Origin of the sequence: Varibaculum sp. (genome assembly GCF_008661855.1) — a bacterium.
Lineage (GTDB): Bacteria > Actinomycetota > Actinomycetes > Actinomycetales > Actinomycetaceae > Varibaculum > Varibaculum timonense_A.
Map to the genome: position 1 here is coordinate 1 of NZ_RPZY01000002.1, position 23,945 is coordinate 23,945.

The window sequence follows — 23,945 nt, forward strand, 5'->3', positions numbered from 1 at the left end:
CACCCACCTAGGCATCGGACGCGCCCACAAAAACAACCCCGTAATCGCCCTAATACACGGACCACACACCATAATCATCAACAAAAACACCGGGGAAATCATCGCCGAACACACCATCACCCCCAACAAAACCTACCAACCAAAAAACGGACAAATGTCCTGAAACACCCCAAACCCAAAACGGACAAATGACCCGAAACACCCACCCCAAAAACCCAAAAAATCCCGCGACATATGCGGACATATGTCGCGGGACATCACATTCGTCGGGGTGACAGGATTTGAACCTGCGACCTCTTCGTCCCGAACGAAGCGCGCTACCAAACTGCGCCACACCCCGAGCAACTTAAACATTGTAGGCATACGCTCGGTAAATCCAAAAATTAGCCGCCCGGTTTTCAACAGATTTCACATATAAACAGCACCGCACACCCAAAAAACCTGGGTCGTCCTCAAAAAGGAATCAAAACAGCCAGACCCCAATCCCCAATCCCACTACCGCTGCCAGCAAAGACGCCCCCCAAACTAGCACCAGCACCCCGCAAGCACGAAGCCACTTTCCCCGCTGCGCAAGCGAAAAAACATCAAAGACAAAAGTTGAAAAAGTAGAAAACCCGCCCAGGAAACCAGTAACCATCAGGACGAAAAGACTAGCTCCTGCCTCAAAATGTCCGGTAACAACCCCCGACAATACAAATCCGCCCAGAAAACAAGAAACCACGTTCACCAGGGCAATCCCGCCGTAAGAATACCGTTTTTCGGGCTTCCTCCACGTCAAATCAATTCCCCAACGACAAAGCGCACCTATGCCGCCGCTAACCCCGACTAAAATCGCGAAACCAAAACTACTCACAACGCCGCTTCTTACCGTCCAGATTGGAGCATTTAGCAGGAAGGTATTTTCCGGCTAACCGAGAGCCCAAGTCCACACACAGCACCCCTACTACCAGCAGGATTAAACCTAATATCGATGTGAAACAAAACCTTCCACCCATTGCCCACAAATCGCTATTCGCAAAACTTAGCTCACCACTTACCGCCGCAATCCCCAAAGCAGAAAAAGTAGTGAAAGCACCCAAAAATCCAGTGGTTATTCCCAGTTTTATAGGAAGTGTCAAACGGTTTACACGAGTGCCAGCCCTATCAGCAGAGGTCTTAAAATACCCCAACAGGAAAGCACCCAAAAGATTAACCGAAATCACCCCGAAAGTCAGCGATGACCAGGTGAAATAATTATTTGAAAACGTAAGCGTAACCCTGTCTATCCCCCAGCGTGTTAAAGTACCTGCTATCCCTCCAATAAAGATACAAATCCCGCAAAAAAAGGCACTCCGCCAAGTATTGAAATCAGCAGATTTAGGCTTCAGCGGCATTTTCTTCCCTCGCCACTAATCCTCACAAATAATGTCACTATCGGGTAGTTTTCCGCCCACCAGATAATTATCTACCGCCTGTTGAACACAATCAGAACCCATCCCATAGGCAGTGTGAGAATAAGACTTCCATTTCACCAGACGCGACCCATCCAACTGTTGATGAACCGACTGAGCCATCGCAAAAGGAGTAGCCGGATCATTAGTATTACCAACCAACAAAATCGGTTGCGCGCCCTCTACCATAATTCTTTGACGACTAGCCTTAGACGGCCACGACCAAGCCTGGAGTGCATATTCCCCGTAAGCCATAGAAGAACCCATAATTGGGAAGCTATTTATTATCTGGTCACCGCGAGCATCCCATTCTTTTTTATCTCCCTGCACCGGATAATCCACCCCGTTAATCGCGATAAACGCATCCTGAGAATTATTTCTGTATTTCCCATCTGCACCTCGCTCGTTAAATAAATCCGAGACTTTAAGCAGCGGCGCGCCATCCCCATTAAAGGCTGATTTCAGATTCTCTAAGAGCGCGGGATACAGATTCTCGTAATAGAGCATCCCGACCACTGCCCCTAGGGCTAAAGCCCCATTCACAGGGCGCGCCCTATCTCCACTTTCAATCGGAGAAGCATCGGCGTCTAAAAAGAACTGTTTCAACCGTTTAAGCCCGGCCTGTTTGCTAGCCCAAGGACATTCTTTACCCTCGGATACACACCAGGAAGCAAAATTAGCGAATGCGTCCTCGAAACCTTTCGCTTGAGCCAAAGAAACCTGCCCGTAAGAGTAGGAACCATCTAGCACTCCGTCCAAAACCAGGCGCCCAACATTTTTAGGAAATAGCTGCGCATAGGTGGTTCCCAAGAAAGAACCATAAGAATATCCCAGGTAGGAGAGTTTTTTGTCTCCTAGCACTGCCCGCATGATGTCTAAATCCCGAGCAGCCGACCGAGTATCCAAATACTTTGCGAAATCGCCATTTTTTGCTCGGCATTGCTCAGCGAACTCTTTCATTTGCGCAACTGAACGTTCCCGACCGGCAACAGTAGCCAGATTAATGCTTTCAGCCAAGGATTCATCCTTTTGCGCATCCGTGGTACATTCCAGCGGGTGAGAGCGTCCCACTCCCCTAGGGTCAAATCCCACCACATCAAAGGCGGAAAAAACCGCTCTAGAAAAGGTTTCTTGGCTGTTCTTCAGCAGATTAACCCCGGAGCCTCCCGGACCACCAGGGTTAATAAATAAACTCCCCAAGCGTTTCCCGCTGGCTGCTCGGCGTGCCAGCTGTAACTCGATAGTGTCACCTTGCGGTTTTTCGTAATCTAGCGGCACCTTTACTTTTGCGCATTGATAGTTCTTGAAATCTGTTTCGCTACAGCCAGTCCAAGCAGCTTTTTGTCGATAGAAATCTTCAAGCCCCGCAGGAATCGGGCTATCGTCTCCCTGTAAAGGATTGGTTTGCGAGGACGAGCTGGGGGTAACTCTTGGTTGCGTACCTATCCCAATAGAGCAGCCCGCCGTCATACACACCGCAAATACGCTGGCGAGCAGCGCAAACATTTTTTGTTTACCCATAAACTTACTGCCTTAAATCCATCATCATTGCTTCCATGGTGAGCAGGGGAGTCACGTTTGCCGCCAGGCGACGCCTCGCGGTGCGGATTGCATCTAGTCTGCGCAAGGTACGCTGCGGGGTAGAACCTTGTGCCACGGAGTCAATAGTTTGCGACAAATCCACGTTAATCAAGGGTACTTTCGCGCCGCTTTGCAGCAGATACACATCCCGATAAAACCCCAGAAGATTCAGTAATACCCGGTCAAGACTGTCGCGCACATACCGGGTGGCGCGGCGTTTTTGATCTGCTTTTAACGCAGTTTCTTGGGCTTTTAAGGCAGGTGGCAGTCGTGACCCCTCTTGTCCATACCCTAGGGAGCGATGCAATTCGTCAAGTTCAGCCTGATCTTTTTTAGCTGCCCGCTCACTGGCATCGGTTTTTGCCGCCTCCACCAGTTTTTGTGCTAATAATACTGCCTGAGCAACACTGCTGGTAGTAACGGCAGAAAGTAAAATATCGTGGCGACGTGCAAGTTCTGTTTCATCACGAACCAGTGATTTTGCGACCCCGATATGGCATTGAGAAAGCGCTGCCGCGCGGCGAGCAGTTACCGGATCTGCCCCCTCCTTTTCCACTAATAGCTCTGCCACCTGCGACACTGGTGGAGTAACTAAAGCAACATGGCGACAGCGTGAACGAATGGTAGGTAACACGTCGCCAGGTTGAGTGGTACACAGCAACCACACCGTGCGCGGTGGTGGCTCCTCTATTGCTTTCAGCAGCAAATTAGAGGTGCGCTCTACCATTCGATCTGCGTCCTCCAGCAAAATAACCCGCCATTTTCCTCCAGCGGGAGCTTGCTGCGCCAAGGTGACCAGGGAAGCTATCTCCTCCATTTTTATAATCAGTCGCTCAGTGGTAACCACTTTCACGTCTGGATGGGTATTTTTGAGGACGCGCTGACATCCAGGGCAACAGCCACACCCTGCTATTTGCGAATCTTCGCATTGCAGCGCTGCCGCAAAAGCAAGCGCCGCCACCGAACGCCCCGCACCGGGCGGGCCGGTAATTAGCCAGGCTTGCGACATTTTCCTGGCTAGAGAACCGCTGTCGCCTCCATCTTTATCGGTTTGTCTTAGCTCGCGCGCCGAAACGGCTGCCGCCTGGAAAATCCCGACCGCTCCCTTTTGACCAACAATGTCCTCCCAAACGCTCATAACTGCCGCAACCCTAAGTTATTATCAGCACTCGCCGAGGTGTCCTGGCCGTCACCCGCAGCGCCTGAGAATACCGCACCCGCATCGCCAGTCAGCACCCCACTATCCTGACCAGCAGTTTTTCCTCCAATAATCCGTTTGGCAAATGCCGCACTGACTAAATCCAAAACTTGCTGATGGATTTTAGCTATCCCACCGGTAGCGTCTAGCACTTTTATTCGCTGCTTATCACGCGCAGCTATCTGCAAGAATGCTTGCCGCACTGCTTGATGGAAATCCAGAGGAGCCGCTTCCATTCGGTCGGGATTTCCCAAACTGCGCGCCCTTAAAACCTGCGGATCCCCATCAAGTAAAATGGTCAGGTCGGGAAGCAGATTACCGGTTGCCCACAGGGAGATTTCTTCAATTTTTTCTAATCCTAAACCTCGTCCTATTCCCTGATAGGCGAGTGAAGAATCCAGGTAGCGGTCAGAAACTACCACTTCGCCCGCGAGCAGATGCGGTTTGATTATCGTCTGTGCGTGCCAAGCCCGGTCGGCGGCGTATAGCAGCGCCTCGGTGTAGGGGTCGATGTCCTCTCCGTGCATGACTTCCCGGCGTAACCTTTGCCCCAGGCTGGTTCCTCCGGGTTCAAAGGTGGTTATAGCTGCTGCACCGCGCGCCGCCAACGCCTGCATCAGCAGTTTTACCTGAGTAGATTTCCCGGTATAGTCCCCTCCTTCAAAGGAGATAAAGAAACCTGGATAGGGCGTGGCGGCATTCATGTGTTTAGCTTACCGAACTTATCTAGATTGGCGCTGCGGTAGTTGTGGGAGATGGAATCCGAAAATCGGTTGCGGATTTCCGCTCCTTTAATCAGCTGCAATCTGGTGAGCAGAGACAATCTTTTTCTCAAAAAGGCTCTGTTAATCGGAAAGGCTATTCCACCAGTCCAGCAGATGTTCGCGCGCCGCCTCTTTGCCAATCTCGCCCTCTTCTAGACGCAAGTTCAACAGGTATTTATAGGCTTTCCCCACCTCTGGACCTGGTTTTATCTGTAAAAGCTGCATGATTTCTTCGCCGTCTAGTTCGGGGCGAATCCGGGATAGTTCTTCTTTTTCGGCCAGCTGGGCGATGCGTTTTTCCAGGTCATCATAGGCGTGTTCTAGGCGCGCCGCGCGGCGTCGATTCCGGGTAGTGCAATCGGCGCGGGTTAGGCGGTGTAGGCGGGTAAGCATCAATCCGGCATCGGCTACGTAGCGACGCACGGCCGAATCACTCCAAGCCTGTTCCCCATAGCCGTGAAACCGCAGGTGCAAAGCAACTAACTGGGTTACGTCCTTGATGGTTTGTTTATCGAAATGGAGGGCGCGCATCCGTTTTCGGGTAAGTTTCGCTCCCACGATTTCATGGTGGTGAAAAGAAACTGTCCCATTTTTTTCAAAACGGCGGGTCGCCGGTTTGCCCACGTCATGCATGAGGGCGGCGAAACGCAAAATAAAATCGGGACGCGGAACCTCCCCCTCGGGGTCGGTCTCTAAGGCTATCGCCTGGTCCACTACGGTCAAGGTATGTTCATAAACATCCTTGTGGCGACCGTGTTCATCGACAGTGGCTCGCAGATTTGCCACTTCCGGCAGCACCAGTGCCGCCAGACCGGTGTAAACCATGAGTTCTAGCCCTTTACGGGGATTAACCCCCAGCATTAGTTTTTCCAGTTCGACTCGTATCCGCTCGGGGGACACAATCTCGATGCGGCTAGCCATATTTTCCATGGCTGCCATTACCGGCATGGTTACATCTAAATCTAGTTGGGAAGCGAAACGTGCCGCCCGCATCATCCGCAAAGGGTCATCGTCAAAGGACTGCTCGGGTGAGACTGGGGTACGTAATTGTCCACTAACCAGGTCGGTGATTCCTTGATGGGGATCAACTAGGGTTAAATCCGGCAAGCGCAGCGCCATTGCGTTTACCGTGAAATCTCGGCGGCTGAGGTCGCCCTCTAAGGTATCCCCAAATTGGACGGCAGGTTTGCGGCTATCGCTTTGGTATTCATCACTGCGATAGGTGGTTACTTCTACATTTAATCCGTGTTTGTGAGCACCGATAGTGCCAAATTCTTTCCCCATGGTCCACACGGTTCCCGCCCAGTTTTTCAAAATCTGTTCGGTCTCGTCTGGTCGTGCCGAAGTCGCTAAATCCCAATCATGCGGAATCCTGCCACACATGGCATCTCGCACCGGCCCACCTACTAGGGATAGTTCTTGCCCGCGAGCGGTAAACAGCTCCGCTAGTTCGTGGATTGGGGCAGGCAGGTCACTGAGCGCTCCCAGCATATTAGCGAGGGCGTGCGCTGCGTTTTCCGGCAGGGTTACTTTCGCTGGGGCTGCGCTATCTGATTCGTTAGCCAGGTGAAGATTGCTTTTCATCGTTTCCAGATTGCCAGAAATTATGCGCCTGTTCCAAGTGGCAAGTTGTTGGGTTGTTATTAAGAGCGCAAGGTAACATTAAAGATATGTCTGTTCGCAATTCGTATCGCCGCCGCCGACGCATGGGTTCGCGCCGCGTTGCCTCGCTACCAATTGTGGACGAGACTTCTGCCGGTGGTTTGATGCTGAAAATTGAGCAAGGTCAGGCTTTTGTAGCGCTGATTGCTCGGCGTAACCGGAATGGAGAAATCGAGTGGTGCCTACCTAAAGGCCATTTAGAGGCGGGCGAGACTGCCCAGGAGGCTGCTCGGCGGGAAATATTTGAAGAGACTGGGATTAAAGGCAAGATTGTTGCTCCGCTAATTTCTATCGACTATTGGTTTGCTGGCGCGGGTAGGCGTATTCATAAAGTTGTGCATCACTATCTGTTAGAGGCAACCGGGGGCACGATTACGGTCGCTAACGACCCGGATCAAGAAGCTGAAGCTGCCGCTTGGATACCTTTAGAGGAGGTTTCAAAGATTCTGGTTTACCCTAATGAACGCAGAGTGGTTGCTACTGCCCTGGAATTGTTGGAAATCGGGGATTAGGGTGGCTGGGTCACGCCTGGGGGCAAAGTTTTATTTGACACTGGCTTTCGCTGCTCTGATTTTTGCTTTTGCCCTGGAAGCGAGCTGCGCCCTTAGTGCTATGGCTAAGAATTTGGGGCAGGCAAAAGTTTCTGTGGCAATCTCTGCTATCAGTCCCGATATTTTGACTTTTTCTGAGGACGATAAAGGGTTTCCGGAAAAAGTTACCGTTAAAGGCAGCGTCACTAACTCTAGTGACGCTGCCATAGATAATGTGAGGGTGCTAGTTAGAACCAGTTCTCGCCTGGCTACTGACGCTAAGACTATTCATGATTGGGTTAAAGGTAGCTCTGACAAGGGTTTTGGTTCTTTGCGGGTTAAGACCAGTAAATCTTTAGGACAGTTGCCAGCGAAGAAATCTGTAGATTTTACGGTGGAGATTCCCGCTAGCTCCCTCCCTAAACCTACTAAAACCGCATTTGGGAGCTTAGCGGTGGAAACTATCGTCACCGCTAACCGACTCACCAGCGAGGACGCTACTGCGGGCAGATCTTTACTGCTATATGGGGATGGGAAAAACTTAAGCGCGAAAACCAAGCTCTCGGTGATTGCGCCACTTTCTGCCTCTTCCCCGGAAATGGCGAAATGGTTAGCGACTGGGGGTGCGGGCAGCGCTGCCACTGCTGGGGAACAGGAAAGTGACAGTGCGAAGCCTTTGAAAAGCGTTAGCGATAACGCTGGTTTAGTTAAATCCCTCTCTAGGGTGGGGATAACTTGGGTAATCGATCCGGCACTGCTTCAAAGTGATTCTCCCCTATTGACCGGCAGTTTTAATCCTCTTCCCGAGAGAAAACCTCCCCTTAGTCTCGATGAAACCATGCTTGAAGCTCTAAAGGTTGCGCAAAGCAAAGGAGCCAGCCTGTCGTTGGATTTATGGGGGGCTCCTGATTTTGTGCAGCTTGACGAGGGAGCGCTCATCCAGTCAGCTCAGTGGAATCAGCAGCTTGGGAAGCTGCTGGGGAAACAGGTATTACTGGAGCCCAGCACGGTTTTCTTAGCGAATCCTACTTGGGTTGATCGCGCCGATAAGATTTGTAAAACAGGCGATAATCGTCTTACGAACGGTTGCGTTTTTGTTACCGGCGGAAACCAGTTAGAGCTGACCGGAAAATACAACTACCAACCGGATCTCTTAGGACAAGTACGCTTAGAGAATCAAACCCGTAACTATCTGGGTGACCATGGTGACCTGTCGGCGTTAATGACTAAATCCTCTGGTCAAAATGCTTTTACTGACACCCAGTTGGCGCGGGCAATCTTGGCGGCAATAGCTAATGAACGCCCCTCACAGCCCCGCCTAGTTAATATCGCGCTTGCGAACGCCGCCTTAGCCAGCTCTACCGCCCAGCAGCGTTTAGCTAAAATTCTTTCAGACCCCTGGGTAGACCCAGTTTCCCTTTCTCAGGCACTCAGCTCGAACCCTACCCCGGTTTCTTTCCCTAAAAGGTCGCAAACCTCTAGGCTAGCTGCGTCCTCTGCCAGTTCCCTCGGGGTTAGCGGTAGTTCTTTCCAGCCCGCCACTACCGCCATAAATAAGGCACGCAGCCAGGTACTTCCCTCGTTAAATAAAATAACCGACTCACCGCAGCGAATCAGTGTTCCTCTCTACCAGCAGCTATTACTTTCCACTTCTAGAGCGATGACGGTTGCCGAACGTACCCAGGCAATCAGTAATGCCAGCCGAGAGATTGACCTGATTTCCGGGGCGGTCCAAATCCAGTCGTCCTCGGATATTAATCTCATCTCCGATCGCAGTGAAATACCCATCAAAGTGTTAAACCGGCTGCCAGTGCAGGTGAGGGTACGTTTACAGCTACATCCGACCGATGCGCGTTTACGAGCCGATTCGGCTCCGCAGGTGAGCCTGGCTCCCAAGGGGTCAAAGAATATTAGAATCCCGGTAACTGCGGTGCGTAACGGAAACGTCAGCGCTAACGTGGAGATTCTATCTGAGGACGGTAACCTGGTACTCGGCAAGCAACAACAGATTAACCTGCGCATTCGTAGTGGCTGGGAGGATCATATTTTCCTAGGTTTCATTTTGAGTGCAGCCACAGTTTTCATAGTGGGTTTGGTTCTTAACTTGCGGCGAGGTACCCGCATGGAACGTAACCAAGAAGAGGAGGAGTGAGTGAGCGCACAAGCAGATAAACCCGATAGTGAAATCCGGGGGATTAAAAAGGTAAATGTGGCTCGTGCCTCTGGGATTATGCTCGCGGGCACGATGCTTTCACGGATTCTCGGTTTTGTGCGGGCAGCTTTACTTATTGCCCTGATTGGTTCTATCGGCGCAAATGATGCATTCCAGGCTGCCAATAACCTGCCGAACATTATTTATAATCTGCTTGCCTCCTCTATCCTCTCCGCGGTTCTGGTGCCTCAAATTGTGCGGGCTTTACAACGCAAGAATTCTGACGAGTTCATTAACCGGCTGCTTACTTTGTTCACTACCGGGCTGCTGCTGCTTACTCTTATTTGTGTCGCCCTAGCACCTGTTTTCATCACCCTTTTCGCCGCGAAACTAGATCCGGGGTGGAAACAGCTGGCAATCACGTTTTCTTATTGGTCACTCCCCCAAGTTTTCTTTTATGGTCTTTATTCGCTGTGGGGACAGTTCCTCAACGCGAAAGGTTCTTTTGGCCCATATATGTGGGCACCGGTGGTAAACAATGTGGTGGGCATTGCCGGGATATTTATTTTTTGGCAGGTATTAGGTACCGAAACTGATTGGGCAAAAGATCCCAGCGTTTGGACTGGGGAGCCTATAGCTTTACTTGCCGGGATATCTACTTTAGGTATCGTGGTGCAAGCCCTGATTTTATTGATTCCTCTGCGTCGCTCGGGATTCAAAATGCGACCGGTCTGGGGGATTCGTGGATACGGTCTCGGCGAAGTATCTCGCACCGCTATGTGGGCGTTTTCTGCGTTATGTGTAGCCCAACTTGGGTTTTTGGCGATTTCTAATATCGCGGCGGCAGCTAACGGTTATGCTTCAAAAAATCACGTTACTATCGCTACTACCACTGCTTATAACACTGCCTTCACCGTATATATGATTCCGCAATCCATGATTGTGACCTCGGTAGTTACCGCCATGTTTACCTCGATGAGCGCTATGGTGGCGGTGGGGCAGCTTTCCCGTTTGCGTAACCAGTTTCTTGCCACCCAGCAGGGAGTTGGTTTGATTACCGCTCTATGTGCAGCGTTAATGATGGTCTTAGCTGTGCCGATTATGCAGTTCATTATGCCTACCAGCGCTACTGCTTCCGTGCGCGCCTTTGCCCAGGTATTAGCGGTGATGGCGCTTGGGATTCCGTTCCTGGGATTTTTTAACCTATCCCAAAGGTTAATTTTGGCTTTCGCTGATGCCCGGAGCACATTTTTTGTGCAAATCCCGATGACTATCTTCACTTTGGTTGTTTGTGGTTTAACCGTTGTTTTCTTACCGGTTAAATACTGGGTTGCAGGTGCGGAGGTGGGTACCCAAATGTCTTACCTGGTGGGAGCAGCTCTAACTATTTGGTTGTTGCATACTAAACATTTGCCGTTAAAGTTTACTTCTCAGCTTTGGCGTTCCCTGTGGACAATCATGCTGGCTGCGGTGGGATCTGCCTGCGCGGGCTGGTTGATTTTGCATTATTGGGGCCCATTTTCCGGCAGTGAACATGATTCAGCGCTTACCCATATGATGGGGGCTTTCGCCAGGGTGATGGTAGTGACCACGGTAATGACGATTCTTTACTTAGGTCTGCTGCTCGCGTGGCGTTCGCCCGCCCTGGGATTATTGGCGGTTCCAGTCTGGAAGAAACTAGGGCGTGCTCGTCCTTTACCGCGCATACTAGCGTATGCACAGCAGGAGGCAGTTTTGGAAGATAGCGATAAATTGAGTGAAGACGAAAGCGAGCTCAGCGAGATAAAATCGGGGCAAGACTCTCCCGGGCAGGTAGAACCACAAGTGGATGAAACCCCAGTTATCGGCGGTAATGTAAATGCGCTAGACAGCGATACTGCTGAGGCATCACCGCTGGAACCTGAGGATGAAATAACTACAGAAGATGAGGACAAAGTGGGCAATGACCAGGTAAAAGTTAGCGCCGTGAGCTATAACGCTGATGGATACGTTAATCTGCAATCCGGTATGAATCTGCGTTTTCCCTCGCAAGAAGATTTTGGTTTGATTACTCTGGGGCAACGTTTGGACGGAGATTTCTTACCAGAAAAGGATGTTTGGACGGTTACTGATGAGGGCGAACAAAGCGCTGAACTGCTAGTTTTGCAGGGTAAACGGGAAAATAGTAGAAGCTATTATCAGCGCCTACAACAGGTAAACGCCTCCTGTCTGCAAGACTTTATTTGGATTAGCTCTGACCCGGTGGATGCGGTTTTATTGCGGGCAATCCCGGCCCGTCCTCTAAGTCAAATTGTTTCCTCTGGAATGCCTCCCGAGGTGATTCATTCTCTAATCTCCCAGGTCAGCGAAGGGCTTTCCCAGTTACATCAAGCAGATTTGGCGCATGGAGCAATCGATCCGGCACATATTTTGGTTGGTGCAGATGGGCAAGTGATTATCCGCTTGGATGTGGCTGACCAGAACGCTACTGCTCATTTGAAAGAGGCGCAAACTCGGGATGGTCAGCAAGTATTAGAGCTGCTATATTTCCTGTGCAGCGGTAAACGTGACCAGTTTGAACAGGCGAAAAATGGCGAAAAACTGGCTCCGCCCTCTGATTTTCATAACGGAAGCGATGTTGATTTAGATGCGGTCGCCCTCGCCGGGGTGGCGATACCTTCAGCGCGTCTGTGCCAGGCTATCTGGGAGCAACTGGGGCAAGCTGACCTAGAGCCGGTCGCGCAATGGTTAAAAAAGGATGATTCCCCGATGGAGAAAACCCCTGAAAAACCCAGTAAGAAACCGTTAGCAATGGAAGGTGCCCCTGTCGAGCGGGTCATAAAACCAGTGTTACCCCCGGCAGCTAAAATCCCGGATAGGCGTAATCATCCTTTTGTTGAACCGGCTGAAACCCAGGCGATTCCGCTGGCCGAAATGCAGGAAATGAACCTTAATCCCGAGGAAGAGCAGGCTGGCTCGGGGGCTTGGATTCCGCAAGCGGTCAGCAAAGATGATTCATTGTCGGATATGGCTACTCCTCCGAACTTTTTGGATCGTTTAAGTGGTGGCGATAAACCGGCAGGGCAAATCCCTACGCTGGCTGCTACGGTTTTGCCATCTACCCCTTTTGAGGAGCAATCCGTTTCTAAGGACGAAATGGCGGGAGAAAAAGTTGCTGCTAGTTCTAAGAATCCGCACCAGATTGAAAAGCAGAAAGCGAAACTCGCTAGGAAGATGCAGCGCGATAAGCAGCGGGCTGCCCGTACCCAGCAGCGAGAACAGCAGCGACAGCAAAGGCGCGAAAAGCGGCTTTCCAAGCTGTCTCCAAGAGATTTAGAGCCGGTAAATGCTACTCGACGAGTAGTTGCCTCTAGCCTTGTTGGCATGGCGGCGCTGCTAGTAATCTCGGTTTTAGTGCTGATTTATTGGCCTCAGCATAACCCTCCGGTAGCTAAGCCTTCTCCTTCGCACTCTCAATCTCAAAAGCAGTCCTCTACAGTGACGGCAGCAAAACCGGCGGAGATTGCCGGGGTTTCTTCTATAGATGCCGAGGGTAATGACACTGAACACCCAGAGCTTGCCGACCGGATGATTGACGGCAAGGAGGATTCTTGGTGGCGTTCTCGGTTCTTCCGTAACCCGAAACTAGGCGACCGGAATGGTTTTGGGGTGGTTGTTACTTTTAAAGATAAAGCTACTATTTCCGAGATTAGGTTAAAAACTAAGGCTCAGGGCGGAAAGATTGAGGTACGTTCTCTGCCTGATTCGGGACTTCCCCGGGATGGCAAGGTGCTTACTACCGGTTCTTTTGCTGATACGGTCACTTTGAAGCTTAATCCTGCGACTAACGCTCATGCCCTGATTTTATGGTTCCCAGAACTGCCGGTAGATAACACTGGCAACAATAGAGCCACAATTTCAGAGATTTCCGTTTCCTAGCAAAGCTCATTGGGTTTTCCAGGTTTGCGAATAGATTGGTTTGGTCTTTGAGTCACCGTTCGGACTCCTCGTTGTACCAGTAACCCCGTTCAGGATTACACACAACTTCGTCCTCCTCACTAATGAAAAAAGCCCGAAGGCTTTTTTCACCGTTCGGACTCCTCGTTGTACGCCCGCAGGGGATCGGCGGTGCTACGCACCAGCAACGGTTTTCGGAGCACAGCCTCCGAAAACCACTGGCGCGGGCGAACGCTCAGCCCGCGTTCGCTACCTTCCCGCGCCAGCCCTCACGGGTTCGATCCCAGGGACTCAAAATTATTTAAGCCCGGCGCAAGGCCGGGCTTAAATAATTTAGTACGCCCGCAGGGGATCGAACCCTGGACCCACGGATTAAAAGTCCGTTGCTCTACCAACTGAGCTACAGGCGCCTGTCGTAAAGACAAGCTCTATTGTACAAGTAGACCCCACTTTCCCCCAACTCAGATTTTGGTTGCTTCCCTCACTAAAGACACCGTAAAGTAGTATTCAAATCCCTCCATACTTCGGCGGGTTTTGTTTCTAAGAAAGGGTTCTCATGCTCACGCCAACTACTTTTGGAACTCCCCTATCAAAATCTGCTTTACGAGTACTGTTACTCGGCTCAGGAGAGTTAGGCAAAGAGCTAGCAATCGCATTCATGCGTATCGGGGTAGAGGTTCACGCTGCTGACCGTTACCAAAATGCTCCCGCCCAGCAGGTAGCACACTATTCGCATACCCTCGATATGACTAACGGTGAGCAGGTCGCCATATTGGTTAAAAAAATCCGTCCCCACTTTATCGTTCCCGAGATTGAGGCAATTGCTACCGAGACTCTCGAAAAAATTGCCGCTTCCAGTCAGGTAACAGTCATCCCCACCGCTCACGCCACCCGTCTCACCATGGATAGGGAGGGTATCCGGCGGCTTACCGCCGAAAAACTGGGGATACCAACTTCCCGCTATCTTTTTGCTACCGGTAAAGAACAAATGCGCCAAGCGGTAGAGAAAATTGGTCTGCCCTGCATTGTAAAACCGGTAATGTCCTCCTCTGGAAAAGGACAATCCTTAATAAAAAGCCCGGAAGAAATCGATTCCGCCTGGAATTACGCCCTAGAGGGTGGACGCGGAGACAGTCAAGGTCGAGTAATAGTGGAGCAACTGGTTGATTTTGACTATGAAATCACCCTGCTAACGGTACGTTCCTTGGATGCTCAAACCGGTCAGACAGTCACCAGTTTTTGTCAGCCAATTGGACATCGCCAAGAGCACGGGGATTACCAAGAGTCTTGGCAACCAGCCCCTATGGACAGTGAAGTATTGAGCAAAGCGCAAGACATTGCTGAAAAAGTCACTTCTGCTCTGGGAGGACGCGGCCTGTTCGGGGTGGAACTGTTTATTTGTGGTGATGAAGTCCTATTTTCTGAGGTGTCGCCGCGTCCTCATGACACCGGAATGGTCACCATGCTCACCGGATACCTCTCAGAGTTTGAGCTTCATGCCCGCGCTATTTTAGGTCTGCCAGTCGATACCCGTCTGCGCACTCCCGGAGCCTCCGCGGTTATTAGCGGCACCACTCAAAGTTCGGCACCGGTTTACCGAGGTCTAGCAAAGGCTCTTTCCCTACCGGAAGTAGATATTCGCCTATTTGGTAAACCTGATTGCCGTCCCGGTCGCAGAATGGGAGTAGCTTTAGCCCGTGGGAACGATATTCCTCAGGCACTGAACCGAGCAAAGGAAGCAGCACGCTCAATTACGGTAGAGGACGCTTAGTTGCTGAAATATAAAAGGATTATTTACCTTAGTAAAACCCTATTTTCTTGACGATTTTTTCTCTATATTTTTTCCGGTTAGCAATCAGGGAAATTTTATAGAAATACTTTCCACCAACAGATATGTTGGTTTAAACTACAAGTAACTAAGTAGAATTATTGCTATTAGAAACATCAGAAAAACATCATTAATCAATCAAATGGGGGAAGAAAACCTTATGGCACGGAAAACTAGAATAGTTCTTATTGATGATATTAACGGTGAACTTGGTGATGAAACCATAAAGTTCGGTCTGGATGGTATTGATTATGAAATCGATTTATCTACAGAAAACGCCAATAAACTTCGGGAAGCTTTAAATCCGTGGGTTCAGGCGGGACGACGGGTAGGTGGACGCCGGATAGCGGGAACCGATAAGCGTCCAGCTTCTGATGCCGCCAAGATTCGTGATTGGGCGAAGGAACAAAATATCGAGGTATCCGAGAAAGGACGTATCTCAGCCAAGATACGCTCAGCCTATTACCGTACCCATTTGCAATAGTTTCGGGACTTTCACCCCGTGCGCCTTGAACCAAAAAATGAAAGACTAAGGATATGACTTACAAACTGATACTGCTCCGTCATGGGCAAAGCGAATGGAATGCAAAGAATCTTTTCACCGGTTGGGTAGATGTTCCCCTCTCTGATCAGGGACGCCAGGAAGCTGTTCATGGTGGCGAACTGATGAAGCAAGAAAACATTTTGCCAGATGTTGTTTTCACTTCTTTACTACGCCGGGCGATTATGACCGCTAATCTTTCTTTGGATGCGGCTGATCGTCACTGGATTCCGGTTCAGCGCAGCTGGCGTTTGAATGAACGCCACTATGGCGCTTTACAGGGCAAAGACAAGAAAGCTATCCGGGACGAATACGGCGATGAACAGTTCATGCTGTGGCGTCGTTCCTACTCCACTCCGCCTCCGGAAATCGAACTAGGTTCCGAGTTTTCCCAAGATCAAGATCCACGCTACTGCGGGGAACCGATTCCGCGTACTGAATGCCTAGAGCAGGTACTAGAGCGCCTACTTCCCTATTGGGAGGAAGCGATTGTCCCCGAGCTAAAGAGCGGTAAGACGGTTATGGTTGCCGCACATGGCAATTCGCTGCGTGCGATTGTTAAGCACCTGGATCAGATTAGTGACGAGGATATCTCTGAGCTTAATATCCCTACTGGGATTCCGCTTTACTACGAGTTGGATGAGAATCTCCAGCCCGTGAAAAAGGGTGGCACTTACCTGGATCCGGATGCGCAGGCAAAGATTGCGGCTGTAGCTAACCAGGGCAAATAGTAGCTTTTCTTTTTGATTAATCCCCGAGGACGTCCTCGGGGATTTTTCTTTGCCTCGGTTTTTCTGGTTTCGGTTTCCCTTTGATGATAGGGGTTTTAAGGGGCTATAAGTTTTTAAAAGAGATTACCGCCACTTTCGGGCAGGTTTGTAGCAGTGAACACATATTTGTGGCAAACTTAAGGACAGGTGCTACCTGCACCTGTGTCACTGGTGACACGTTTGGTGGACGCTGGCGTCGGCTGAACAGTTACATGAGGCACTCCACTCGGATCGTCGGGCACGTACCTGCCCGTGGAGGAGAGATATTAATATGGCAAGAATAGTTTTTGATTCCGTTACTCGGGTTTACCCCGGTTCAGATCATCCAGCTGTAGACAGGTTGAATCTGGAAATTGCTGATGGCGAGTTTCTAGTTTTGGTTGGTCCTTCTGGTTGCGGAAAGTCCACTTCTTTGCGGATGCTAGCCGGGCTAGAGGATGTTAATTCCGGCAAGATTTATATCGGCGATAACGATGTCACCGATATGGCTCCCAAGGATCGCGATATCGCCATGGTTTTCCAGAACTATGCGCTTTACCCGCACATGACGGTGCGTCAAAACATGGGTTTCGCCCTCAAGATCGCTAAGGTTCCGCAGGCAGAAATCGATAAGCGGGTTGAACAGGCTGCCGCGACTCTTGATTTGACCGAATATTTGGATCGTAAACCGAAGGCTCTTTCTGGTGGTCAGCGTCAGCGGGTAGCGATGGGGCGCGCGATTGTGCGTAAACCCCAGGTGTTCTTGATGGATGAACCGCTGTCGAACTTGGATGCGAAGCTGCGTGTACAAACCCGTACCCAGATTGCCCAGTTGCAGCGCACTTTAGGGGTTACTACTCTTTACGTTACTCACGACCAGACTGAGGCTCTGACTATGGGTGACCGGATTGCGGTTATCGCTGGTGGTGTTTTGCAGCAGGTTGGTACCCCTGAGGAGCTTTATGATCGCCCAGGTAATGCTTTCGTGGCGGCCTTCATTGGTTCACCGGCTATGAATATCGGTACTTTCCGGGTTGATAACGGAGTGGCTGTCCTTGGTGATGCTCGCATTCCGCTCAGCCAGGCTACGCTAGATGCGATGACTCCTGAAGATAATGGGGAAATCATTATTGGTTTCCGCCCTGAGGCTTTGGATGTTCAAGCTGACGGTCAGGATATGGCTCATAGCATTCCAATTAAGGTTACCCATGTGGAAGAACTAGGTTCTGATGCTTACGTTTATGGAACGCTGGCTGGTCATGATCCCAGTCTGCGCACTGATGACAAGCCGCGCCTGGCTCAGGTTACGGTTCGCGTTCCTCCGCGTACCGCTCCTCCAGCAGGTTCGATTATGCCGGTCAGGATTCGCCCTGGTGGTCAGCATAACTTCTCTGCTGCTACTCAGAATCGGTTGCCTGAATAGAGCGTTATAGGATTTAGATTCCTCTCAAAGTTGTGGGGGGGCAGGCATTGTGCCTGCCCCCCACGATTTTTTAGTTATAGATTTTTAGGTGCTAATCCTTAATTTTTGCTATTTGCTTAAGTCTTGGGTATTTACCCTGATTTTTATTATTTACCTGAACGGTTTGGATATTAACCGCGGGTTTGGGTTTATTGCGCCTATTTGGCTCTATAAACCCAAACCCGATTGACAGTTCTTGTTTAACGTAAGGGGTGGGGGAACGCCGATTTCGGCGTTCCCCCACCCCTTACGTTTTAGAGCATTAACCCTATTTTTTAGTTGATTTCACGTTTTCTTTTAGCAGTGCTTTGCTTGGCGCCGCCTAGCGAGCAAATAGATGCCAGCACCGGCAGTAATGGTTGATAGTCCTAGCACGGTTGATAAATCTGCTGCCCCGGTTCTTGGCAGTTGTTTAGCCTGTGCGCTAGCGCTAGCTGCTGGTTTTCCTTTCTGTCCCGGTAGGGGTGCCGTACATTCCTTATATAGTTTCTCGTAGGTTGCTTTAGTGTCTATTAGCTTGGAATTCGCCGATTTGACCGCGTTTTCTAGCGGTTCTAACTGCGCTAGGGCTGCTTCATATTCTGCTTTTAGTTTTTCAACCTGTTCGGCAGGGGTGTTTACAGCTTGTGCAGCCTCTAAATAGCGCTGATATTGCGCCATTACCTCAGCGATAGCCTGCTGGCTTTCGGCACTAACCTTAATAGTTGTGGGCGCGCGTAGCGCTGCTACTGGCATCGGGGCCGGAGCCGGCTTGGGGGCGGTTTGCTGCTTGACCCAGGCATCGAGGTCGGGTACTTTCTGTACGGCTTCGTTATCTACCACAGCCTGATCTTTAGCTTTCTGGGCAGTATCTTTTGCCGCCTCAGCGTCCTGTGCTGCTTTCTCCACTTCTTCTTTCGCCGTATTCGCATCGGTTACCGCTTTATCTGCGGCTTCGACATTAGACTTGGCGTCATCCGCAGCCTTTTGGGCGGCGGCTTTGTCTGCGTAATCCTTGGCTGCCGCCTCGTTTGTCGTCTTGGCGTCCGCTGCTTTTTGATCAGCGGTGTCTTTAGCTTTCTGCGCATTTTGTGCCTGGGTTTCGGCCTCGGCAGCTTTCTGCTTCGCTTCGTTTAGCTTGGTGTCGGCATCGGTTACTACCGCATCGGTTTTAGCTTTTTCGGATTCAGCAGCCTTCAGGTCAGCTTCTGCCTGCTTTACTGCATTTTCTGCCTCATCCAGCTGTTTCGTAGCGTCAGCCTTGGTGGCTTTTACCGCTTCATAGTTCTCTTTAGCCGCATCTAAAGCCTTTTGCTTTTCATCTACTTTCTTTTGCGCCTCATCAGCGGCTTGCCGCTTAGTATTAACTTCCTCTTGTGCCTGGGTGACTGCTTCATCTGCTGCCGCTTTAGCCTTTTCCGCGTTTAGCAGTTCCGTGCGTTTGTTTTCAACTACACCGTTTTGAGCTTTAGCAGCAGCCTTAGCGGCTTCTAGGTCTTGCTTTGCAGATGTGGCAGCTTCCTCAGCTTTCTTGAGTGCTTCTTTAGCAGCCTCAAGTTTCGCTTTACAGGCCTCGCATTTCTTTGCTTCTGCCTCAGAGGCGGCTATCGCCTCTTGCAATTTTTGTTCGACTTCAGCTTGCTTGGCTAGTTTTTCTTGCAAACCCGCGTTTGCCTCAGCTTTAGCCAGCGCATCGCGAGCTTCTTGAGAACCATTCTCCTTGGCGTCCTTCAATCCGTTGTAATACTTCATGAAGTCCTTTTGATATTCCATTCCTCCACAGAATAAGCTTTACCTGTAATTTCCGAGCTTAAATCAAGAGATTGTACGTACCTGTATCGCGAGCTTGAAGGGCGAAAAGCGTAACCCATTACTTTTCGTTCTTCCGGACTCCACGAATATCCCCACATTAAATCATCAACCAGGTTCGTGTAGTGACCAACCGATTTACCTTTAGGTGCAAGCGCCTTATCCATGTCCGTTCTGGTTTTGTACCCCTTCGCACGTAAATCGTCGAAAAGTTCCTTCTCTTCATCCCACCATCCTTGAAGTGCTTGCGCTGCAGTTCTAGTACCCCAAGAGAGGTTCTCGTAGGGAGGTTGAATCGCAGTAGCGTGCCCAATCTTTGCTTGCGACCAGTTAGCGTTAGCTTGTGCAACTGCCATCACAAAATCGTCTACCTGCAGGATAGATAGTTTTCGCCCGTCAATTCCGCCATCTTTCTGGCGTTTCTCATTGATAGTCGCGAGTTGCTCTATCGAAATTTTCATATTCTCCAAGCTGCGGGCATCGTTTTCACCGGCATTACGGGTTGGGTCTAGGTAGGAGGTGCCATCGCTCGCCGTACGCTCTTTAGTAAATACCTCCAATGCCGCGGTAGAACCATGCGATTGGAAGTATCCAACAGAACCTAGGTTCCACTGCTCCTGAGCTTTGGATTTGGAGGCTGCTAGGGCATCTTTGGCTGCTTGAACTGCTTTTTGCGCTTCTGCAACTGCCGCGTCAGCTGCTTCCTTGGCTTTCTTTGCGTCATCTAGCTTTTTATTGGCAGCGTCGCATTTGGGCTGCTGTTCATTTAAGGCATTTTGCGCGTTATCCTTATTGGTTTCAGCCTCTTTTTGCGCCTTGACGGCTTCCTCATAGGCGGCCTGCTTTTCCAACTGTGCCTGATTTAACTTACGTAGCTCAGTCTTTGCATCTTCAAAGACTTGATTAGCTTGCTTTTCTGCCTTGTCTTTTTCCGCTGCTTCCGCTTGCTTTTGTTTTAGTACCTCTTTGGCGGCAGCCAAATCTTTAGCTGTCGCGTCCTTAGTAGTAGTTGCAGCCTTAAGTTCCTGCTGAGCCGCATCGACCTTATCTTGTGCTTCCTGCAGCGCTTTGTCGTTTTTCAGAACATCTTTAACGTTCTTCAGTTTCTGCTGCGCGTCAGCTAAGGCCTCTTTTTTATCTTTTACCTTATCTGCAGCGTCTTGAGCTTTTTGATCTGCGTCTTGCTTGGCGCTTTCAGCCTGCTTTACATTCTGTTTTGCCTGGTCTGCAGCCTTGGTGACTTCATCTAGTTCAGATTTAGCCTGATTGGCTTTTTCTTGCGCCTCATCCAGAGCCTTGGCGGCCTCATCGGCAGCTTTCTTAGCTTCAGCTACCGCTTCAGCTCCCGGAGCGGCGGCCTGGGCTTTAGCGCTAGCTTCCTCGGCTGCCGTTTTATTTGCCTCGGCAGCTTTTAGGGTTTCACTTGCTTTTTCTGCTTGCTGTTTTGCTTTAGCTAAGTTATCTTCAGCTTGCTGCAGCTGAGAAACCGCGTTGTTTAAAGCAGCCAGAGTATTAGCTTGTAGCTGTTCGTGGGCTTTGGTCGCAGCTTTTCGAGCGCCCTCCTGTTTTGCTTTCGCATTCTGTAAAGCAGCCTGTGCAGCTAGGTATTCATTTAAGGGCTTGGATATTTCCGGTTTTGCTTTAGCGGTCGCTAACTCGGCGGCGGCACTATCAGCTTCCTGTTGAGCCCGTTTAAATTCCTCGTATGCTTTATTAACTGCCGAAACATCAACTGAGGCACGGCACTGGGTAAGCGAAGTAGGCATATTTACTTTATTGACTTGATTGTCAGTATTAATCCCGAACGCCGCCCCTGCTGGAGCTACTAGAGCAATACCGGTTCCGGCTGCCACCGCTAGTTTAGTAACCCGTTTTTGTGCCATGAGATTCCCCTTAAATGAGTTATTTATCGGCGCCAAACACGCCAGGTTTTCGAGTTAGCACTAAGGCGCTAACCATACTTTTAACTTCTCTATAATCTTCCCATCTTTTGACACTAAAAGTCCAGCTAAAAGCGGGAAATACTGTCATTATCTGAGAGAAGAAAATCACTATTTAGTAGGCTGCAAATAGCGTTTATCTAAAGCCCGGATATTGCTTAAATTATTCTGGCTCCTAGACTGGGAACGTCCTAGGAGCCAGAATAATCTATTTATTTATTTTTGAAGCCAATCACTGGGTAACGACTGGGTTCACAGATTGTTGAGGAACCAGGTCCTCGTCCCTAAGGACGCGGTTCCTCTCGGGACCGTTAGGTTAAGAAAACGCAAGTTACCCAACGGAGTAGGCAGGTAGCTTCAACTCGTAAAGCGAAGCTGACATGAACGAAGTGAGCCAGAACTGAACGGTGGGACGAATCTTCTTGCCCTTCATCTCGGGAGTAAGAGTCAAAGTGTCCCCAGTTCCAACTTTCTGATCGTTCTGATCTTTCCAAATAACATCACTGTGGCGTGCCACCGAGTCGCTGTTTCCCTGCAAGCTAACCTTTGCAATCAGCTTGTCACCCTGGCGGATTACCTTGTCTTCATCGAATCCGTAGTATTCCAGCTTCATCGGTTCAGAAATCGAAGTTCCAACCGGGTTAGTCACCTTCAGGCGGAAGCGTAAGGACTCAGCCTCGGCACGGTTCGCAATCGGAGCAGACCGCAGCAGTCCCCATTTATCTTCGGTGCGAGCACCGGGAGCGTAGTCCAAATCATTTGCGGTGCCATAGAAAGTGTGGCTGTCGGGAATACGGAACTTGTCTTTCACGTCCTCCCAGGTCTTGCCGGCATCTTTGGAACGCTGCCACTGGTATTTCATTCCGGTAGAGCCCTGCACCGCGAGCTTTGCCGGCTCGGAATATCCACCCTGAGCAACCCGGGGAGCAGCGTAGACCTTGATTTGCGGAGCCATGCGAGTTGAGGAAATCATCGGGTCGAACAGTTTTACCGTATAGGTGTAAGAGCTGCGAGTTGCGCCCTTAATCCCGGAAACGCTGACCGTGTAGTCACGCGAGCCATCAGTTCCCACCGGAAGATCGGTAATCTTCGCCATCTTGATTAGGAGGGTGTTGTAGTAGTTCCAAGTGCCCGGGCCTTTCCCGTTTTGGTCATTGCTGAGGACGGTAATCGGAACTTCCGCGCCATTAGGACCGGTAACCCGTACCCGAGCCTGAGAGAGGTCAGGACGGTCAAACTTGCTTTCACCCCGGAAAGAAATGCTCCAACGTTCCACATCATCACGGTCGTCACGATTGGTGGTCAGTAGTTGGTAGGGGAAGTAACCAGCCGAAGGCCAAGTCATAATTTCGGGCTTGTAGGCTTTATCATTCGCGATTTGTTTGTTATTGAAATCAGGGGTGCTTACCAGGTGATTTCCGGAAACTACTATCGCGTTGTAACCATCAACGTTCCCGTAGGAGCTGGTAGCCAAAGTGGGATCCATTAGGGCAATGCGGTGTCCGAGACGGTCATTAGAGCCAACCTTGGTCATAGTGGAAGCACCTAGGTTGGAGGGATCAATGAAGTACCAAAGAATCTGTTCAGCAGGAGTCTGGCCGGCACTATCAGAAAGATTAGAGATATAGGCTCCGGTTTGAGCTTTAAGGCTGTAGCATTTGGAGTTTTTCTGTACCGAGTGGGTTAGGCGACCATTGGCAGCCATATTAAGGGCGGCTTGCTGAGTGTAATCTTGCAGTCCGGAAGTCATATCCATTTTGACCGCTTCGGCTCCATTTAAACCCCGGAAATAGTTTAGGGCGCGAGCTACCGAGTTGGCAGTAGTGGGATTAGCAACCCCCGCCCGGCAATTCTTGGAGTCGGCACCATTATTGGGGCTTTCCGGGTAGTTGGTATCGGCAATATCGCTGAGGTAACGGGCGCGAACCTCTTCCCGGTTGTTGGTATTAATCGCATTCGAAGTGGCTACGGCAGAACCGGTGGTAGAGGTTGCGGTGAAAAAGGTAGCTGCGTCAGCTAGGTTTACCCCGGCGGCAACTACTCCGGCGACTAGAACACCAACGGCCAAAGTCTTGGCGTGCTCTTTCCACGTTTTCATCGTAGATCCATTCTCTGCGTTTTCCTGGTTTGGAAATCAAATCCTTTGATTCCCGTGAACGTCGCTTCCTTTGCTTCGTTCATTAACTATTATCCATGAAAACGCACATGCTTTAAAGCGAAAATGTTTGAAAATGAAAGTTTTACACCCGGTAGGGACTATTTGCGAAAACTTACCAACCATAAAGTAGGTTTGACCTGCAATATTAGAATGTTTTCAGATAATTTCAGGTTTTTCAGCACCTTGGGGATATATTGTGAAGTCCGTCATATCGAATTTTAACCAT

General features: G+C 50.2%; 16 protein-coding genes and 2 tRNA genes. 7 read left to right on the top strand and 11 right to left on the bottom strand.

Going from position 1 to position 23,945, the window contains the following annotated elements; translation table 11 throughout:
• Window positions 1-266: 266 nt before the first annotated feature.
• The 7 genes from QZT94_RS00015 to QZT94_RS00045 all read right to left on the bottom strand — a co-directional run bounded on the left by QZT94_RS00015 (window position 267) and on the right by QZT94_RS00045 (window position 6,464).
• Window positions 267-340 (bottom strand) — tRNA-Pro (locus QZT94_RS00015).
• Window positions 341-463: 123 nt separating this feature from the next.
• On the bottom strand, window positions 464-853 hold the full coding sequence (locus QZT94_RS00020; protein WP_072510423.1) for a CrcB family protein: 390 nt from the start codon (window positions 851-853) through the stop codon (window positions 464-466).
• On the bottom strand, window positions 846-1,373 hold the full coding sequence (locus tag QZT94_RS00025; protein WP_072510424.1) for a CrcB family protein: 528 nt from the start codon (window positions 1,371-1,373) through the stop codon (window positions 846-848). Before QZT94_RS00025 ends, QZT94_RS00020 begins: the two co-directional genes overlap by 8 nt.
• A 15-nt stretch (window positions 1,374-1,388) precedes the next feature.
• Window positions 1,389-2,951, bottom strand: a complete 1,563-nt coding sequence (locus QZT94_RS00030) for an alpha/beta hydrolase (protein WP_296761151.1) — start codon at window positions 2,949-2,951, stop codon at window positions 1,389-1,391.
• A gap of 4 nt (window positions 2,952-2,955) precedes the next feature.
• Window positions 2,956-4,149: a DNA polymerase III subunit delta' gene (locus QZT94_RS00035; protein WP_296761152.1), complete on the bottom strand. Its 1,194-nt coding sequence runs from the start codon at window positions 4,147-4,149 to the stop codon at window positions 2,956-2,958.
• On the bottom strand, window positions 4,146-4,913 hold the full coding sequence (tmk, locus tag QZT94_RS00040) for a dTMP kinase (RefSeq protein WP_296761154.1): 768 nt from the start codon (window positions 4,911-4,913) through the stop codon (window positions 4,146-4,148). Before tmk ends, QZT94_RS00035 begins: the two co-directional genes overlap by 4 nt.
• 141 nt (window positions 4,914-5,054) lie before the next feature.
• Entirely contained in the window at window positions 5,055-6,464 is a 1,410-nt protein-coding gene (locus QZT94_RS00045; RefSeq protein WP_296761265.1) for a CCA tRNA nucleotidyltransferase, read from the bottom strand.
• A 179-nt stretch (window positions 6,465-6,643) separates the two neighbouring features.
• Between QZT94_RS00045 and QZT94_RS00050 the strand changes: the two genes are divergently transcribed.
• From QZT94_RS00050 to QZT94_RS00060, 3 genes are read left to right on the top strand one after another with little or no spacing between them, the layout of a single operon-like run.
• Complete coding sequence (locus QZT94_RS00050) at window positions 6,644-7,147, top strand: NUDIX hydrolase (protein WP_072510429.1); 504 nt, start codon at window positions 6,644-6,646, stop codon at window positions 7,145-7,147.
• Window positions 7,095-9,317, top strand: coding sequence for a DUF6049 family protein (locus QZT94_RS00055; RefSeq protein ID WP_296761156.1), 2,223 nt, complete (start codon window positions 7,095-7,097; stop codon window positions 9,315-9,317). The genes QZT94_RS00050 and QZT94_RS00055 overlap by 53 nt, the downstream gene beginning before the upstream one ends.
• Window positions 9,318-13,235, top strand: a complete 3,918-nt coding sequence (locus tag QZT94_RS00060) for a murein biosynthesis integral membrane protein MurJ (RefSeq protein WP_296761158.1) — start codon at window positions 9,318-9,320, stop codon at window positions 13,233-13,235. It begins immediately after the preceding gene.
• 355 nt (window positions 13,236-13,590) lie between these two features.
• Here the strand turns inward: QZT94_RS00060 and QZT94_RS00065 are convergent.
• Window positions 13,591-13,663, bottom strand: a tRNA-Lys gene (locus QZT94_RS00065).
• 146 nt (window positions 13,664-13,809) lie between these two features.
• Here QZT94_RS00065 and purT point away from each other — a divergent pair.
• The 4 genes from purT to ugpC all read left to right on the top strand — a co-directional run bounded on the left by purT (window position 13,810) and on the right by ugpC (window position 17,794).
• Entirely contained in the window at window positions 13,810-15,024 is a 1,215-nt protein-coding gene (gene purT, locus QZT94_RS00070; RefSeq protein ID WP_296761160.1) for a formate-dependent phosphoribosylglycinamide formyltransferase, read from the top strand.
• 217 nt (window positions 15,025-15,241) lie between these two features.
• Window positions 15,242-15,565 (top strand): Lsr2 family protein, encoded by a 324-nt coding sequence (locus QZT94_RS00075; RefSeq protein WP_072510803.1) that lies wholly within the window; start codon window positions 15,242-15,244, stop codon window positions 15,563-15,565.
• A gap of 53 nt (window positions 15,566-15,618) precedes the next feature.
• On the top strand, window positions 15,619-16,353 hold the full coding sequence (locus tag QZT94_RS00080) for a phosphoglyceromutase (RefSeq protein WP_296761162.1): 735 nt from the start codon (window positions 15,619-15,621) through the stop codon (window positions 16,351-16,353).
• A gap of 310 nt (window positions 16,354-16,663) precedes the next feature.
• Window positions 16,664-17,794: a sn-glycerol-3-phosphate ABC transporter ATP-binding protein UgpC gene (gene ugpC / locus QZT94_RS00085; protein WP_072510434.1), complete on the top strand. Its 1,131-nt coding sequence runs from the start codon at window positions 16,664-16,666 to the stop codon at window positions 17,792-17,794.
• A 336-nt stretch (window positions 17,795-18,130) separates the two neighbouring features.
• On the opposite strand, the gene QZT94_RS00090 is transcribed toward ugpC, so the two are convergent.
• From QZT94_RS00090 to QZT94_RS00100, 3 genes are all read right to left on the bottom strand, one after another.
• Complete coding sequence (locus QZT94_RS00090) at window positions 18,131-19,585, bottom strand: hypothetical protein (RefSeq protein WP_296761163.1); 1,455 nt, start codon at window positions 19,583-19,585, stop codon at window positions 18,131-18,133.
• Complete coding sequence (locus tag QZT94_RS00095; RefSeq protein WP_296761165.1) at window positions 19,561-21,504, bottom strand: hypothetical protein; 1,944 nt, start codon at window positions 21,502-21,504, stop codon at window positions 19,561-19,563. Before QZT94_RS00095 ends, QZT94_RS00090 begins: the two co-directional genes overlap by 25 nt.
• A gap of 388 nt (window positions 21,505-21,892) precedes the next feature.
• Window positions 21,893-23,659 (bottom strand): hypothetical protein, encoded by a 1,767-nt coding sequence (locus QZT94_RS00100; protein WP_270625995.1) that lies wholly within the window; start codon window positions 23,657-23,659, stop codon window positions 21,893-21,895.
• Between the last annotated feature and the right edge of the window lie 286 nt (window positions 23,660-23,945).

Excerpts from the sequence above, each read along its gene's own strand:
- QZT94_RS00025 (WP_072510424.1), bottom strand. The coding sequence starts at position 1,373 with ATGCCGCTGAAGCCTAAATCTGCTGATTTCAATACTTGGCGGAGTGCC.
- QZT94_RS00030 (WP_296761151.1), bottom strand. The coding sequence starts at position 2,951 with ATGGGTAAACAAAAAATGTTTGCGCTGCTCGCCAGCGTATTTGCGGTG.
- QZT94_RS00035 (WP_296761152.1), bottom strand. The coding sequence starts at position 4,149 with ATGAGCGTTTGGGAGGACATTGTTGGTCAAAAGGGAGCGGTCGGGATT.
- tmk (WP_296761154.1), bottom strand. The coding sequence starts at position 4,913 with ATGAATGCCGCCACGCCCTATCCAGGTTTCTTTATCTCCTTTGAAGGA.
- QZT94_RS00045 (WP_296761265.1), bottom strand. The coding sequence starts at position 6,464 with ATGCTGGGAGCGCTCAGTGACCTGCCTGCCCCAATCCACGAACTAGCG.
- QZT94_RS00050 (WP_072510429.1), top strand. The coding sequence starts at position 6,644 with ATGTCTGTTCGCAATTCGTATCGCCGCCGCCGACGCATGGGTTCGCGC.
- QZT94_RS00055 (WP_296761156.1), top strand. The coding sequence starts at position 7,095 with ATGAACGCAGAGTGGTTGCTACTGCCCTGGAATTGTTGGAAATCGGGG.
- purT (WP_296761160.1), top strand. The coding sequence starts at position 13,810 with ATGCTCACGCCAACTACTTTTGGAACTCCCCTATCAAAATCTGCTTTA.
- QZT94_RS00075 (WP_072510803.1), top strand. The coding sequence starts at position 15,242 with ATGGCACGGAAAACTAGAATAGTTCTTATTGATGATATTAACGGTGAA.
- QZT94_RS00080 (WP_296761162.1), top strand. The coding sequence starts at position 15,619 with ATGACTTACAAACTGATACTGCTCCGTCATGGGCAAAGCGAATGGAAT.
- ugpC (WP_072510434.1), top strand. The coding sequence starts at position 16,664 with ATGGCAAGAATAGTTTTTGATTCCGTTACTCGGGTTTACCCCGGTTCA.
- QZT94_RS00090 (WP_296761163.1), bottom strand. The coding sequence starts at position 19,585 with ATGGAATATCAAAAGGACTTCATGAAGTATTACAACGGATTGAAGGAC.
- QZT94_RS00095 (WP_296761165.1), bottom strand. The coding sequence starts at position 21,504 with ATGGCACAAAAACGGGTTACTAAACTAGCGGTGGCAGCCGGAACCGGT.
- QZT94_RS00100 (WP_270625995.1), bottom strand. The coding sequence starts at position 23,659 with ATGAAAACGTGGAAAGAGCACGCCAAGACTTTGGCCGTTGGTGTTCTA.